At 49.2% G+C, this 14,342-nt stretch carries 10 protein-coding genes; 3 read left to right on the forward strand and 7 right to left on the reverse strand.

Annotation, left to right across the window (positions count from 1 at the left end):
• Positions 1-46: 46 nt before the first annotated feature.
• Positions 47-1,285: an alanine transaminase gene (gene alaC / locus OH663_RS13935; RefSeq protein ID WP_045449736.1), complete on the reverse strand. Its 1,239-nt coding sequence runs from the start codon at positions 1,283-1,285 to the stop codon at positions 47-49.
• Positions 1,286-1,673: 388 nt separating this feature from the next.
• Here alaC and OH663_RS13940 point away from each other — a divergent pair, with 388 nt between their 5' ends.
• The 3 genes from OH663_RS13940 to OH663_RS13950 are packed head-to-tail and all read left to right on the forward strand — an operon-like array spanning position 1,674 to position 4,999.
• The gene (locus tag OH663_RS13940) at positions 1,674-3,371 is read left to right on the forward strand and encodes a sensor histidine kinase (protein WP_136345336.1); all 1,698 of its coding nucleotides are present in this window, start codon (positions 1,674-1,676) and stop codon (positions 3,369-3,371) included.
• 14 nt (positions 3,372-3,385) lie between these two features.
• Entirely contained in the window at positions 3,386-4,120 is a 735-nt protein-coding gene (ypdB, locus tag OH663_RS13945) for a two-component system response regulator YpdB (protein WP_045445801.1), read from the forward strand.
• A gap of 24 nt (positions 4,121-4,144) precedes the next feature.
• Positions 4,145-4,999, forward strand: coding sequence for an AraC family transcriptional regulator (locus OH663_RS13950; protein WP_048220876.1), 855 nt, complete (start codon positions 4,145-4,147; stop codon positions 4,997-4,999).
• A gap of 30 nt (positions 5,000-5,029) precedes the next feature.
• Here OH663_RS13950 and OH663_RS13955 read toward each other — a convergent pair whose 3' ends face one another.
• The 6 genes from OH663_RS13955 to ptsP form a co-directional block, all read right to left on the reverse strand.
• Positions 5,030-5,626 (reverse strand): dienelactone hydrolase family protein, encoded by a 597-nt coding sequence (locus OH663_RS13955; RefSeq protein WP_045445807.1) that lies wholly within the window; start codon positions 5,624-5,626, stop codon positions 5,030-5,032.
• A 69-nt stretch (positions 5,627-5,695) separates the two neighbouring features.
• On the reverse strand, positions 5,696-6,184 hold the full coding sequence (locus OH663_RS13960; RefSeq protein WP_048220874.1) for a TrmO family methyltransferase domain-containing protein: 489 nt from the start codon (positions 6,182-6,184) through the stop codon (positions 5,696-5,698).
• Positions 6,185-6,969: 785 nt separating this feature from the next.
• The gene (gene fdnI / locus OH663_RS13965; RefSeq protein ID WP_045445814.1) at positions 6,970-7,617 is read right to left on the reverse strand and encodes a formate dehydrogenase-N subunit gamma; all 648 of its coding nucleotides are present in this window, start codon (positions 7,615-7,617) and stop codon (positions 6,970-6,972) included.
• Positions 7,610-8,494 carry a formate dehydrogenase subunit beta gene (fdxH, locus tag OH663_RS13970; RefSeq protein ID WP_200010260.1) on the reverse strand — a complete coding sequence of 295 codons (885 nt, stop codon included), beginning with the start codon at positions 8,492-8,494 and terminating at the stop codon, positions 7,610-7,612. Before fdxH ends, fdnI begins: the two co-directional genes overlap by 8 nt.
• A 12-nt stretch (positions 8,495-8,506) precedes the next feature.
• A complete protein-coding gene (fdnG, locus tag OH663_RS13975; RefSeq protein WP_071829001.1) occupies positions 8,507-11,557 on the reverse strand; it encodes a formate dehydrogenase-N subunit alpha in 3,051 nt (1,016 codons plus the stop codon).
• A 287-nt stretch (positions 11,558-11,844) separates the two neighbouring features.
• Positions 11,845-14,340, reverse strand: coding sequence for a phosphoenolpyruvate--protein phosphotransferase (gene ptsP / locus OH663_RS13980; protein ID WP_200010264.1), 2,496 nt, complete (start codon positions 14,338-14,340; stop codon positions 11,845-11,847).
• Positions 14,341-14,342: the final 2 nt, after the last annotated feature.

Below are 14,342 nucleotides of genomic sequence, written 5' to 3' on the forward strand. Positions count from 1 at the left end.
AACAGGAGCCATCAGGCTCCTGTTTGCTTTTGTATCTGAACGATCTTTAGTCAGCGTTTTCAGTTGCTGATTTCGTACCGGCAGGCAGTAAGCCATCCGCACGGAACATCGCTTTAATTCCTCTGATCGCCTGGCGAATACGATCTCGGTTTTCAATCAATGCAAAACGCACGTGAGTATCGCCATAGTCGCCAAAGCCAATCCCCGGCGAAACACATACTTTTGCTTCGTTCAGTAGTTTCTTGGCAAATTCCAGTGACCCCATAGCGGCATATTGCTCCGGGATTTTCGCCCAGACGTACATCGACGCTTTTGGCATTTCTACCATCCAGCCAGCTTCGTGCAGCCCTTTGACCAGTACGTCACGGCGCCGCTTATACTGCTCAGCGATATCCCGCACACACTGCTGGTCGCCTTCCAGCGCAGCAATCGCCGCAACCTGTAATGGCGTGAACGTGCCGTAATCGTGATAGCTCTTAATGCGTGCCAGCGCGTTAACCAGCGTTTTGTTGCCAACCATAAAACCAATGCGCCAGCCCGCCATGTTATAGCTTTTCGACAAAGTGAAAAACTCAACCGCTACGTCACGCGCCCCCGGAACCTGCATGATAGACGGCGCTTTCCAGCCATCATAAACAATATCAGCATAGGCCAGGTCGTGAACCACCAGCACGTCGTAACGTTTAGCCAGTGCAACCACTTTTTCGAAGAACTCCAGCTCCACGCACTGCGCAGTCGGGTTGGACGGGAAACCCAGAATCATCATCTTCGGTTTCGGGTAGCTTTCGCGGATCGCACGCTCCAGCTCATTAAAGAAGTCGACCCCTTCCACCAACGGCACAGAACGCACCTGTGCTCCGGCAATCACAGCACCATAAATATGGATTGGGTAACTTGGGTTTGGTACCAGAACTGTATCACCGTGATCCAGTGTCGCCAGCATAAGATGCGCCAGCCCTTCTTTGGAGCCAATGGTCACAATGGCTTCGGACTCAGGATCGATATCAACGTCATAGCGTTCCTGATACCAGCGGGAAATCGCCCGACGCAGCCGTGGAATACCGCGAGAAGTTGAATAACCGTGCGTATCCGGGCGCTGAGCCACGGTGCACAATTTTTCGACAATGTGAGGAGGCGTAGCCCCATCCGGATTCCCCATGCTGAAATCGATAATATCTTCGCCACGCCGACGCGCAGCCATCTTCAGTTCAGCAGTGATGTTGAAAACGTAAGGGGGAAGGCGATCAATACGCGTAAAGCGACGTTCAGGGCGGGAGTCAGCCATAATATCCTCAGGATTAACGTTAGCGCCCGGACCGTCCGAGCGACGCTGCCACGATGGTGGCACGTTTAGAAAATAGCCTGAATAAATTCCATCTGTCGAGAGGCAAACAAAAATATTTTTTACTGACGTAAAAGAGGAACTGAAAAAATAAAAAGGGAAATGGACAGTTTTGACTGATTGACAAAATCACCATCCATTAACATTTTGATGTTATAAATTTTACCTCGTAAATCAACCAATCCTCGATATGTATTGTAAACTCACCTCTTCTTTACAATCCCCTTTTAATATTATGGTTTTTCCTCATTAGACGGGTCTTACGGGTATGCTGGTCATCCAGCCTCAGGTTACCTATCATAGAGGTTTAATCCTTTCGCAAGAGTCACCCGTGCACGAAATATTCAATATGCTGCTGGCGGTCTTTGATCGGGCAGCGCTGATGCTGTTTTGTCTGTTTTTCCTGATTCGTATCCGCCTGTTCCGCGAACTGTTGCACAAGTCTGCACACTCCCCGAAAGAGCTACTCGCCGTTACCGCGATTTTCTCCATGTTTGCTCTGTTCAGTACCTGGTCCGGCGTACCGGTAGAAGGTTCTCTGGTTAACGTACGTATTATCGCTGTAATGTCAGGGGGGATTCTGTTCGGTCCGTGGGTCGGCATCATTACAGGTGTTATCGCGGGTATTCATCGCTACCTGATCGATATTGGCGGCGTAACCGCCCTTCCGTGCTTTATTACCAGTATTCTGGCGGGCTGTATTGCTGGCTGGATCAACCGTAAGATCCCCAAAGCGCAGCACTGGCGCGCAGGTATTTTAGGCGGGATGCTGTGCGAAACGCTGACTATGATCCTGGTCGTCGCATGGGCCCCCACCACCGAACTGGGGCTGGATATTGTCTCAAAAATCGGTATCCCAATGATCCTTGGCAGCGTCTGCATTGGCTTTATTGTTATGCTGGTACAAAGCGTTGAAGGAGAGAAAGAGGCCAGCGCCGCAAAGCAGGCCAAGCTGGCACTGGATATCGCTAACAAAACCCTGCCACTCTTTCGTCATGTGAACAGCGAATCGTTGCGTCAGGTGTGCGAAATTATTCGCCATGACATTCATGCAGATGCGGTCGCAATTACCAATACCCAGCACGTTCTGGCCTACGTTGGTGTTGGGGAACTAAACTATCGCGACAATGATGATTTCGTCAGCCCCACCACTCAACAGGCGATAAATTACGGAAAAATCATCATAAAAAACAATGATGAAGCACATCGTACACCAGAAATACACTCCATGCTGGTGATCCCTTTATGGGAAAAAGGTGTTGTGACCGGCACGCTGAAGATCTACTACTGTCACGCTCACCAGATCACCTCCTCGTTACAGGAGATGGCAATCGGTCTGTCGCAAATCATCTCCACTCAACTCGAAGTATCCCGTGCAGAGCAACTGCGCGAAATGGCAAATAAGGCAGAGCTACGGGCGTTGCAAAGTAAAATCAATCCCCATTTCCTGTTTAATGCGCTAAACGCTATTTCCTCATCCGTGCGGTTAAATCCGGACACCGCACGCCAGCTCATTTTTAATTTGTCACGTTATCTTCGCTATAATATTGAATTAAAAGACGATGAGCAGATTGATATCAAAAAAGAGCTGTATCAAATCAAAGATTACATCGCCATCGAGCAGGCCCGTTTTGGCGACAAGCTGACTGTTATTTATGATATTGATGAAGAGGTCAGCTGCTATATCCCCAGCCTGCTGATTCAGCCGTTGGTAGAAAACGCCATCGTCCATGGCATTCAACCCTGCAAGGGGAAAGGCGTGGTTACTATCAGCGTCGCAGAGTGCGGTAATCGGGTCCGGATCGCCGTCAGGGATACAGGCCATGGTATTGATCCGAAAGTTATTGAACGGGTCGAATCCAACGAAATGCCGGGCAATAAAATTGGTCTGTTGAATGTACATCACCGCGTGAAGCTGCTCTACGGCGAAGGATTACATATCCGCCGCCTGGAACCAGGCACAGAAATAGCATTCTATGTGCCCAATCAACACTCGCCCGCCGCAGCACCGGCTACCTTATTGCTTTAACCAGGAGTGAAGTTGTGAAAGTCATCATTGTTGAAGATGAATTCCTGGCCCAACAGGAACTTAGCTGGCTGATAAAAGAGCACAGCCAGATGGAGATTGTCGGGACGTTTGACGATGGTCTGGACGTGCTGAAATATCTGCAGCATAACCGCGTCGACGCTATTTTTCTGGATATCAATATTCCCTCGCTGGATGGCGTACTACTTGCGCAAAATATCAGCCAGTTCGCGCATAAACCCTTTATTGTGTTTATTACCGCCTGGAAAGAGCATGCCGTTGAAGCGTTTGAGCTTGAAGCGTTTGACTACATTCTGAAACCATACCAGGAATCGCGGATCGTTGGCATGCTACAAAAGCTGGAGGCGGCCTGGCAGCAACAGCAAGCAGGTACGACGCTCACCAGTCCCGTAACACGTGAAAATGACACGATCAACCTGATCAAAGATGAGCGGATCATCGTGACTCCAATCAACGACATTTATTACGCTGAAGCCCATGAAAAGATGACCTTTGTCTATACACGGCGCGAATCGTATGTCATGCCGATGAACATCACCGAATTTTGCAGCAAACTGCCCGCTTCACATTTTTTCCGCTGTCACCGTTCCTTCTGCGTAAACCTCAACAAAATTCGCGAGATCGAACCGTGGTTCAATAACACCTACATTCTGCGGTTAAAAGATCTGGAATTTGAAATCCCGGTCAGTCGGAGTAAAGTGAAAGAGTTCAGACAGTTAATGCATTTATAGCGCTTATCCTACAGAGATAGAGTGATGAAAGAACCAGGCTTGCCCGCAGACCAACAGTTTTTTGCCGATCTGTTCAGCGGCCTGGTGTTAAACCCACAGCGGTTGGGTCGCGTGTGGTTTGCCACTCAGCCAGCCAATTTACCGACCAGCAGTTTGTGCATTGACCTCCCGCGCCTCGATATCGTGCTACGTGGGGAGTACAGCAATCAACTGGAAAAAAAACAGCACAGTCTGCCGGAAGGCGACATGTTGTTTATCCCTGCCAGAGCGGCCAATTTACCCGGAAGCGATAAACCGGTTATGTTGTTGAGTCTGGTGTTTTCTCCGGCGTGGCTGGGGTTGTCTTTTTACGACAACCGCACCGCCTCACATTTGCGTCCGATTCGCCGCATTGAGTTGCCACATCCACAGCGTGGTGAAGGTGATGCAATGCTTACTGCATTAACCCATTTGAGCCGCTCTCCTCAGGCACAGGATATCATTCAGCCCCTGGTGCTCAGCTTGCTGCATCTGTGCCGAAGCGTGGTCAATACCCGGCCGGACACACAGCGACCGCGCTCAGAATTTCTCTATCACAGCATGTGTAACTGGGTACAGGACAACTATACTCAACAGTTGACCCGGGAAAGCGTGGCACAATTTTTCAACATCACTCCGAATCACTTATCCAAGCTGTTTACCCAGCACGGCACGATGGGATTTGTCGAGTATCTCCGCTGGGTCAGAATGGCGAAGGCACGCATCATCTTACAGAAGTATCATCTGCCAATTAGCGAAGTGGCACAGAGGTGCGGATATCATGACAGTGACTATTTTTGCCGCCTGTTCCGGCGTCAGTTTGGCATAACTCCAGGAGAATACAGCGCGCGTTTTCAGTAGTTCGGGTACGAATTAAATGTTGAAAGAAGTTCACTGTACAATTCTGCTGATAAAATCAGCAACCAGATCTCTGGCAATTTCCGCGTTCCTGCAGTCAAAGTTTTCCCCGTAAGGATCACTAAAGCCATGGTGGCTGTTGAGTATATGACATGTGACGGATGCTTTGTCGCTCAGTTGACGTTGCACTAAAACAGGATCAAAAGACTGTTCAAACTCAGCAAAAATAACCAAACAAGGACAAGGTGGAATAATATCAGCATAGTCCCTGATGCGAGAGCCATAGTAACAAACAACACCATCACACAATTTACTTTCAGCAGATAACCAGGCAATTGTGGCCCCCACGCTGAAGCCTATTACTATGATTTTCCTGTAGCATGGGCGAATCGTACTGAGCAAAGAAACGACTCCTGAAGGATTAAACCCAGAATGGTTTATAAAGTATCTGTAAGCTTCATCTTGTTGTGAGTATAAAAAAGGTGCTTTATTTTCCAGTAGAGAGGGGCAATAAACATCAAATCCTTTGTTATGATACTCATTACATACCTTTTTTATATGATCGTTAACACCATATATCTCATGCAAAACAACGATGGCATTTTTTTGTTTTTTAATGAATTTTAACATTACCCCTCACTACCTATTCTTAGCTAAAGATTCTCAACTGCAGTTTAAAGTCGGGTATTGGGTGAGATTTCAGCATGACTTGTCAGATGTAAATACATTTTCCCAGTCATAATCACCTGATTCTTCATATGAGTGTGGCCAGTGACGACACCACTCTGGGACGTTTGGAATTTCGACTCTATCAATACCCGGTATATAAGGTTTGATATCCAGTATCGGAGAACCATTAAAAGCATCCAGCCATGCTAAACCAATGACTCCTTTATCATGATCTATATATGTCACTTGTGAACAATCGAGTGCGACAGGGTTTGGACGATAAGGAGACCGTGTTGCAAATGTTCCTAATACATCAGGACCATTTTTATAGGGCTGATGCTCTGTCATTTTACTTCGGTCCATAGGATTGTCACAGGAGGATAGCCACCATAGGACCTGTATGTGACTAAACCCATCAAGGCCAACGAGGGCAGGAATATACTTATGTTCCAGTACCAACTCCACTGTGCCATTTTCAATGCTGATGACTCCAATTGTATCCAATCTAAGGTTTGCCATATCAAGCTCCATTTTTAGCATTGGTTTACGAAAACATCACAACATCCATACCCATAGTGGCAGTACTTTTTTTATACTTAAAGGACTTTTTTCGAGATCGTTTAGCTTTTGATCCATATCTTTTTACCCAGGTTATGTAAGCACAATCATTCAACTTTATTTTGACGAATTTCAGGAAGTTATTGGAGGATGCCATCAATAATGATGGCAAAAAGAAGAATTAGATGCATAGCTAACATCAGCATGTCATGCTTTCATAAAAATAATCAGTTGAGGATGTCGTCAGTAACTTTTCTTTAGAGTAGCTTTGTAAGTCATTGCTTGTTATAACCACTACGACCAGTTGAGGAAATGGAAGATAAGAATGAATAATATCAATTGTGTTTTGGAAAATTATCTCAATACATACAGCACATTGCTTACAAAAATATTTCTTGTACTCCTTCTGATACTTTGGTTCCGCACTCTTCTATTAAGACGAAGAAAAAAACAAAGTTCTGTAGCTGCAATCGCGGCAGCCGACGCCAGAGAGCGTTACCAGTGGCGTTATTTTCGATGGTCATTACAATCAATACAGATCGCATTCTATCTGTATCTTACTTGGTCAATAATCAAGTATCTATTGACATGATTAATCCATCTCTTAATGGATATGATGAGAATCAGACACTGCAATGCTTGCAGTGTTGTTAACCAATACCGTAAACAGCCAATGTAATTTTGGCTGTTTACGGTTTGTTCATAAACGATACTGATGAAAAAACCACTAAAAATAGTGACTGGCTCTATTTTGTATCTTCACTTTGGTTCTCTGAACGCTCTATCTCACGATACCAGCGTGGATGGTGCTTCTTCGCCCAACGTCGGCTGACTTTTCCTTCGATCATGCCTTCTATAGATCCTTTCACCCAAAATGCCATATACATGTGGATTAGAATAGCGTGGATCAGAACGATAGCTGCCGTAGCGTGAATAAGTAAGCTCCAGCGAACAACGTTAATCGGGAAATAGTGGGCAAAGTAGGGCCGCCAGATAATGACCCCAGTGGCCAACAGCACAAAGATCAGACTCATTATGCTCCAGAACATCATTTTCTGACCGGCATTATATTTGCCGACATCAGCGACTTTATGTTCATTCCCCTTCAGTACTTCAACAATACCTTTAATCCAGGGAAGATCCTGTTTATCGGGGATGTTGTGATGTACAAAGCGAACGAACATAAACATCAGCACGATAAAAATCACCACTCCAAAGAATGGATGTAGGATCCTGCCCATTTGCGGCGTACCAAAGGTTTCGGTGAGCCATTGCAACGTCGGGAAAAACAGCGCAACACCAGAGAGTGATACCAGGAAGAAGCTAATTACTACCGTCCAGTGGCAGGCACGGTCGATAAATTTAGTACGAAGTATCATTTTGCTTTTACTCATGACCGCTATCCTCCTCATCATCAACCTCTTTGTTCGGTCCGACACCTATGTAGTGGTAAATCAGTCCAGCAAAAGTGGCGATAAATCCAGCAGCGGAGAGTGGTTTGAGAATACCTTTCCAAAGGTTCACCGGCGCGGCAATTTTCGGGTCATCCGGCAGATTGTGGTAGAGCGAAGGATGGTCTGCATGGTGCAGAACGTACATCACGTGAGTGCCGCCCACGGATTGTGGGTTGTATACCCCCGCCTGGGCATAACCACGTTTTTTAAGCTGCATCACGCGGGTTTCTGCCACATTGAGCATCTCTTTTTTGGTACCAAACTGGATAGCGCCGGTTGGACAGGTTTTCACGCAGGCTGGCTCCTGACCGACACTAACCCTGTCGACACACAGTGTACATTTGTAGACGCGATTATCCTCTGGATTGAGTCGCGGAATGTTGAACGGGCAGCCGGCAATGCAGTAGCCGCAACCAATACAGTGCTCAGACTGAAAGTCGACAATTCCGTTAGCATACTGAATGATAGCTCCGGCAGACGGACATGCTTTCAGGCATCCTGGATCCTCGCAATGCATACAACCATCTTTGCGAATCAACCATTCCAGCTTGTCGTTATGAGTGGTTTCGCTAAAGCGCATCACCGTCCATGACTTGGCGCTGAGATCAGTTGGATTGTCATAGACGCCGTTGCAATAGCCCACTTCATCGCGGATATCGTTCCATTCTGAGCAGGCTACCTGACAGCCTTTGCAGCCAATGCAGGTGGTGACATCAATTAATTTTGCTACTTCTGCACGGAAATCGCGTGCGTGCGGCGGCGGCGTGATGCTATTGGTCGCCGAGCGTTTGATAATATCTTGTGATTGCATAGCCATGAGTTCTTTCCCTTATGCCCTCTCGATGTTGACCAGAAACGCTTTATATTCCGGCGTTTGCGAGTTGGCATCACCAACAGATGGCGTTAACGTGTTGGCGAGGAAACCCTTGCGCGTTGCACCTTCAAATCCCCAGTGGCAAGGGATACCAACGGTATCGACCTGCTTACCATCTATCGTCAGCGTTTGCAGGCGTTTAGTTACCACCGCCTTCGCTTTGATAAAGCCTCGTTTTGACATCACTTTCACAGTATCACCCGCTGCAATGCCTTTTTTGCTCGCCAGCGTTTCACCAATTTCGATAAACTGGTCAGGCTGGGCGATAGCATTCAGCAATGCATGCTTGGTCCAGTGGCGGAAAAGTTCAGTAATGGAATAAGTCGTGGCGACATACGGGAAGGCGTCAGCTTTACCCATATTGTCGATATCGCCACGGTAGATACGCGCAACCGGGCTGGAGATAACCTCAGGATGCAGCGGATTGGTGCCAATAGGTGACTCAATGGGTTCGTAATGTTCCGGGAACGGCCCATCGTTCATTTTGTCTATAGAAAACAGACGCGCGACGCCTTCCTGATTCATAATAAACGGCCCGACATTGCTGCCCGGTTCGGCCTGACTGTAATCGGCAACGTCCATACCTGCCCACTTTTTGCCATCCCAGTGCAGCAACGTACGCTTTGCATCCCACGGTTTTCCAGCGGGATCGGCAGACGCACGGTTGTAAAGAATACGGCGGTTCGCTGGCCACGACCATGCCCAGCCAGGGGTACACCCCAAACCATATGGATCGCTGTTATCACGGTTAGCCATCTGGTTGCCCTGCTCCGTCCAGCTTCCGCAGTACACCCAGCAGAAACTACTGGTAGAGCCATCATCGCGAAGCTGCGCAAAGCTGCTGAGCTGCTGGCCTTTTTTAGCGATGAGTTGCCCTTTATCGTCATAGAGATCCTGAAGTGCCATCCCATTTCCCTCGCGGGCAACTTCTTCCGGATGCGGGTCGTACGGATCTTTATAGTCCCAGCTCATGTTCAGCAACGGTTCGGGATTGGCTCCGCCCTCTTGCTGATAAAGTTCACGCAAGCGCATAAACAGGCGCCCGAGGATTTTTGCATCATGCAATGCTTCGCCAGGCGGCTCTGCCGCCGCCCAGTGCCACTGTAGCCAGCGCCCGGAGTTGGCAATAGAACCGTCCTCCTCCGCAAAGCAGGATGATGGCAACCGGAAGACTTCAGTCTGGATATCTTCCGGCTTCACGTCATTCATCTCACCGTGATGCTGCCAGAAGTTCGACGATTCGGTCGCCAGTGGGTCGATAACCACCATATATTTCAGTTTCGCAAGCGCACGGGAGGATTTGTTTTTATCAGGAAACGCTGCCAGCGGGTTGAAACCTTGTACGATGTAGCCGTTAATCTTGCCTTCCAGCATCAGCTCAGCCTGGGTCATCACGTCATATAGACGATCCCATTTCGGTAGCCAGTCATAGCCCCAGTTATTCTCAGCAGTAGCGCGATCGCCCCAGAAACTTTTCATCATGCTGACGAAGAATTTTGGTGTATTTTTCCAGTAATTCACTTCATTCACGCCAAGCGCAGGCGGGGTAACCTGCGAGATATAGGTCTGGTAGTCAGGTTGTTTTTCGGAAGGTAGCGGCATATAGCCAGGAAGGTTAGTCGAGAGCAAACCGAGGTCGGTGTAACCCTGAATATTCGAGTGGCCGCGCAAAGCGTTGACACCGCCGCCCGCCATACCGATATTGCCCAGCAACAACTGAAGCATCGCTGCTGCGCGGATAATTTGCGCTCCGGCGGAATGGTGCGTCCAGCCCAACGCATACAGGATTGTCGCGGTGCGATTCGGAACGCTGGTACTGGCGAGGATTTCACAGATTCGGTTGAAATCTGCCACCGACGTACCGCACAGTCGGTTAACCATTTCAGGTGTGTAGCGGTCGACGTGATTTTTCAGCAAATTCCACACGCTGCGTGGGTGAGTCAGAGTTTCATCGCGCAGGGCATTGCCCTGTTCATCCAGTTGATAGAACCAGCTGGATTTGTCGTACTGCCTTTTTTTCGCATCATAGCCGCTAAAAAGGCCATCGTTGAACTGATAGTCATCGCGGATGAGCAAACTGGCGTTGGTGTAGTGCCGCACATACTCATGTTGCACGCGATCATTTTCCAGCAGATAACGAATCACGCCAAGCAGGAATGCAGTGTCGGACCCTGCACGGATCGGCGCATAAAGATCGGCAATAGCGGCGCTACGGTTAAAGCGCGGGTCAACCACCACGACCGTAGCGTCGTTTTTAGTTTGTGCTTCTATCACCCATTTAAAACCAACCGGATGTGCTTCGGCGGCGTTGCCCCCCATAATCAGCACCACGTTGGCATTTTTAATATCGACCCAGTTATTGGTCATCGCCCCACGACCAAAGGTCGGTGCCAACGCAGACACGGTTGGGCCGTGGCACAGCCGGGCCTGGCAATCGATAGCCACCATTCCCAGGCTACGGGTAAATTTGCCGTCGAGAATTCCGGTTTCATTACTTGCCGCCGAGGAGCACAACATACCGGTTGTGGTCCAGCGGTTAACGGTCACACCCTGGGGGTTTTTCTCAATAAAGTTTGCGTCACGGTCATCTTTCATTAATCGAGCAATTCGATTAATCGCATCTTCCCAGCTGATTCGCTGCCATTTATCAGAGCCCGGTGCACGATATTCAGGATACTGCAGGCGCGTTTCGCTATGAATATAATCCAGAACGCCCGCACCTTTCGGGCACAAGGAGCCGCGACTTACAGGATGATCCGGATCGCCCTCAATATGGTAGATGCTTTCTTTGACATTTTTGGCCGTATCGCCAAGGCTGTACATCAACATGCCGCAGCCCACTGAACAGTATGTACAGTTATTCCGCGTCTCTTTTGCTTTTAAGAGTTTATATTGACGGGTTTCCGCGTGAACGGAAAAAGATGATAAAAATCCGAGGGATGCAACAGTGGTTCCTGCCATACCGCCCGCGCAGATTCGAAAGAACTGCCTCCGGCTTAACTCCATGTGTCCTCCAGCTTAAACTTAAGACATGAAAAGGGATGATTATTATAAGGTTAATATGCCGTATAGACCATTGTTATTATATGGTTATAACAAGCAAGAGAAGCCACTATCGGCGGTAGAATGGAAATGGTTTACTGCGTTTGGGTATCTGAAAGGCGGAAATGTGATCAATGGGTCGTTAAACGCTATTTCATGTGCCACTGCCTGCTGAATCCGGCCTGCAAACGTACCCGTCTGTAGACCGGATTCGACGTCGTTTGCGTCTCTACCCGGCATTTATCACAAACTCAAAACGTCAATTCGGCCTCCAGCAAGGCCAGAATGCTTTCGGCATCTTGCGCTGCAAACAGTGACTGGCGAAACTGCTTATTTACCAGCTTGCGCGCCAGCTGCGAAAAGACCTTCACGTGGTTAATACCCTCATCGGCTCCCAGCGTTAGCATGATCACCAGTTCAACGTCCCCCATCTCCGACTGCCAGTCGACCGGCTGCGCAAGCCGGACAATGCTGATGCTGGAGTGACGGATCCACTGGGATTTTGTATGTGGAATAGCCACGCCAAAACCAACGGCGGTCGTGACAATCTCTTCCCGCTGCCAGACATCCTCTTCAAGCTCAAACGGGTGTTCCGTTCGCCCATTTACGCCGAGATTGCCGCACAGGAACTGAATCGCCTGTTCTTTATTGCTCAGTGGTTCGCCTACAAAAATGTTCTCCAGCGCCAGCAACGGACGGACATCTTTTTGCGGTGCAAACTGATTTAGCAACGCTTCGATCTCCTGCGCGCTGCGACATTCGCAGGCCCGCAGAGCGAGCTCCCGGCACGCCTGGCTGTCCAGTTCACGTAGCTGGCTTTTCACGACCGGAATACGCGGGCTACTCATACTCAACTCGTCGAGTCCTAAACCCAGCAACAGCGGTAAATAGCGCCCTTCTCCGCCTAGCTCACCACAGATCCCCACCCATTTGCCGCGATCGTGCGCCACGCTGACGATTTGCTGCAGCATCCGCAGAAACGACGGCGTAATCGGGTTATACAGCGGCGAAACTCGCGGGTTATTACGATCGACCGCGTACAGATACTGGGTCATGTCGTTCGAGCCGATGCTGAAGAAATCGACTTCGTCACAGAAGTGATCGATGATGTAACACACTGACGGCACTTCAACCATAATCCCCAACGGAATGGCCGGGGCATGGCGTAATCCCTCAAGTTTCAACTCAGCTATCGCTTTTTGCAGTTCACTTTTCACCCACAGGATCTGGTCAAGACTGTGCACCATCGGAATCATCAGTTGCGCGTTACCAAAGGCCGCTGCACGAAAAATGGCGCGTAGTTGAGTACGGAACAATCCGGCAAATTCGGGATAAATTCGCACCGCGCGATAACCAAGGAACGGATTGTCTTCCTGAGGAATATTGAGATAACGGATATTTTTATCGCCACCAATATCCATGGTGCGAAAAATGACCGGTTTGTCGCCAGCGGCCAGTAACACCTGCTGGTAGGCTTCAAACTGCTCCTGCTCGTCAGGCGCGCTGTCTCTGTCCATAAACAGCATTTCAGTACGAAACAGCCCAATACCCTCCGCACCATTAGCAAACGCTCCTGGCGCTTCCAGCGCAGTACCGATATTCGCTGCGACATCAATGCGCTGATTATCTTTGGTGAACGCAGGCTGTGCGGCATCAAGCGCCTGCCTCCGCTGGCATTCATCCGCCAGCTTTTGTGCAATCCCATAATACCCACGCACAGCATCGTTTGGGTTAATCGCCAGTACACCGCAGCGGGCATCCAGTACCGCATGCTGACCCGTATAGCGGCTAATCGCCTCCAGAGGCAGGCCGCTGAGCACAGGGATCGCCGACGCGCGAGCCAGAATCAGGGTATGCGATGTGCGGCCCGTTTTCTCAAGGATCATGCCGGACAGATGCTGCAAATTGAGGCTTAAAAACTGACTGGGGGTCAGGTCTTCGGCAATCAGTATTGTCGGTTGTTCCAAAATCAGTGCATTACGCGGACGTCTTTCGGGCCAGGTGATGTGCAGCAACTGCTCGCTGATATCACGGATATCGCTGACCCGTTCACGCAGGTAGTCATTGCCGGAGGCTGACAGCTTGTCACACACCTGTTCCATATTGGCGATAATCGCCGCACCTAATCCCAGATGCTGCTCAAGCATCAGGCGACGGATATTGCCGGCAAAACCATCATCCTGAATCAAGGACAGGTGTGCGCTCAGTATGGTTTTACTCTCACCGTCACGCTCTCGCAGCTGCTGATTAAGCTGTTCAGCCAGCGTCACCAGGCTATGCTCCAGCCGGGTATTATCCTCCGCGCTCGCCGCTATTGCCCGATAGACTTCCAGATTATCGCTCTGCCAAAGTGTTAACGAACCAGCCCCTACGCCACCAGCCAGCACATTGCCATACAGCAAATCCGGGTTAAGGCGGATCAGCGAACGTGGCAACGGATGAGCTGCCAGCTCTGAGAACGTGGGCTGGACACTGTCACTGTCAATAAACCGGTGCTGGAGATACTCTTCCAGCGCCCGCCTGGCCTGTTCTTCATCGCTACCGGTGATGGTTAAACTGCAACTGTCGTTAAACAGCGTTCCGGTGCCAATCAGTGCCAGCGAACTTTTCGCATCTGCCCGGGTATTCTGGCGATGATTGATAAATATCACCTCACTTTGCCACTGGCTACAGTGCTCTTTTAGCTCCCATGCCGGACGTGCATGCAGGCCATTGGGTAACGGGCAAAAAAATTGAATCGTGAGCATAA

The organism is Citrobacter sp. Marseille-Q5395 (assembly GCF_947057495.1).
Classification (GTDB): domain Bacteria; phylum Pseudomonadota; class Gammaproteobacteria; order Enterobacterales; family Enterobacteriaceae; genus Citrobacter; species Citrobacter murliniae.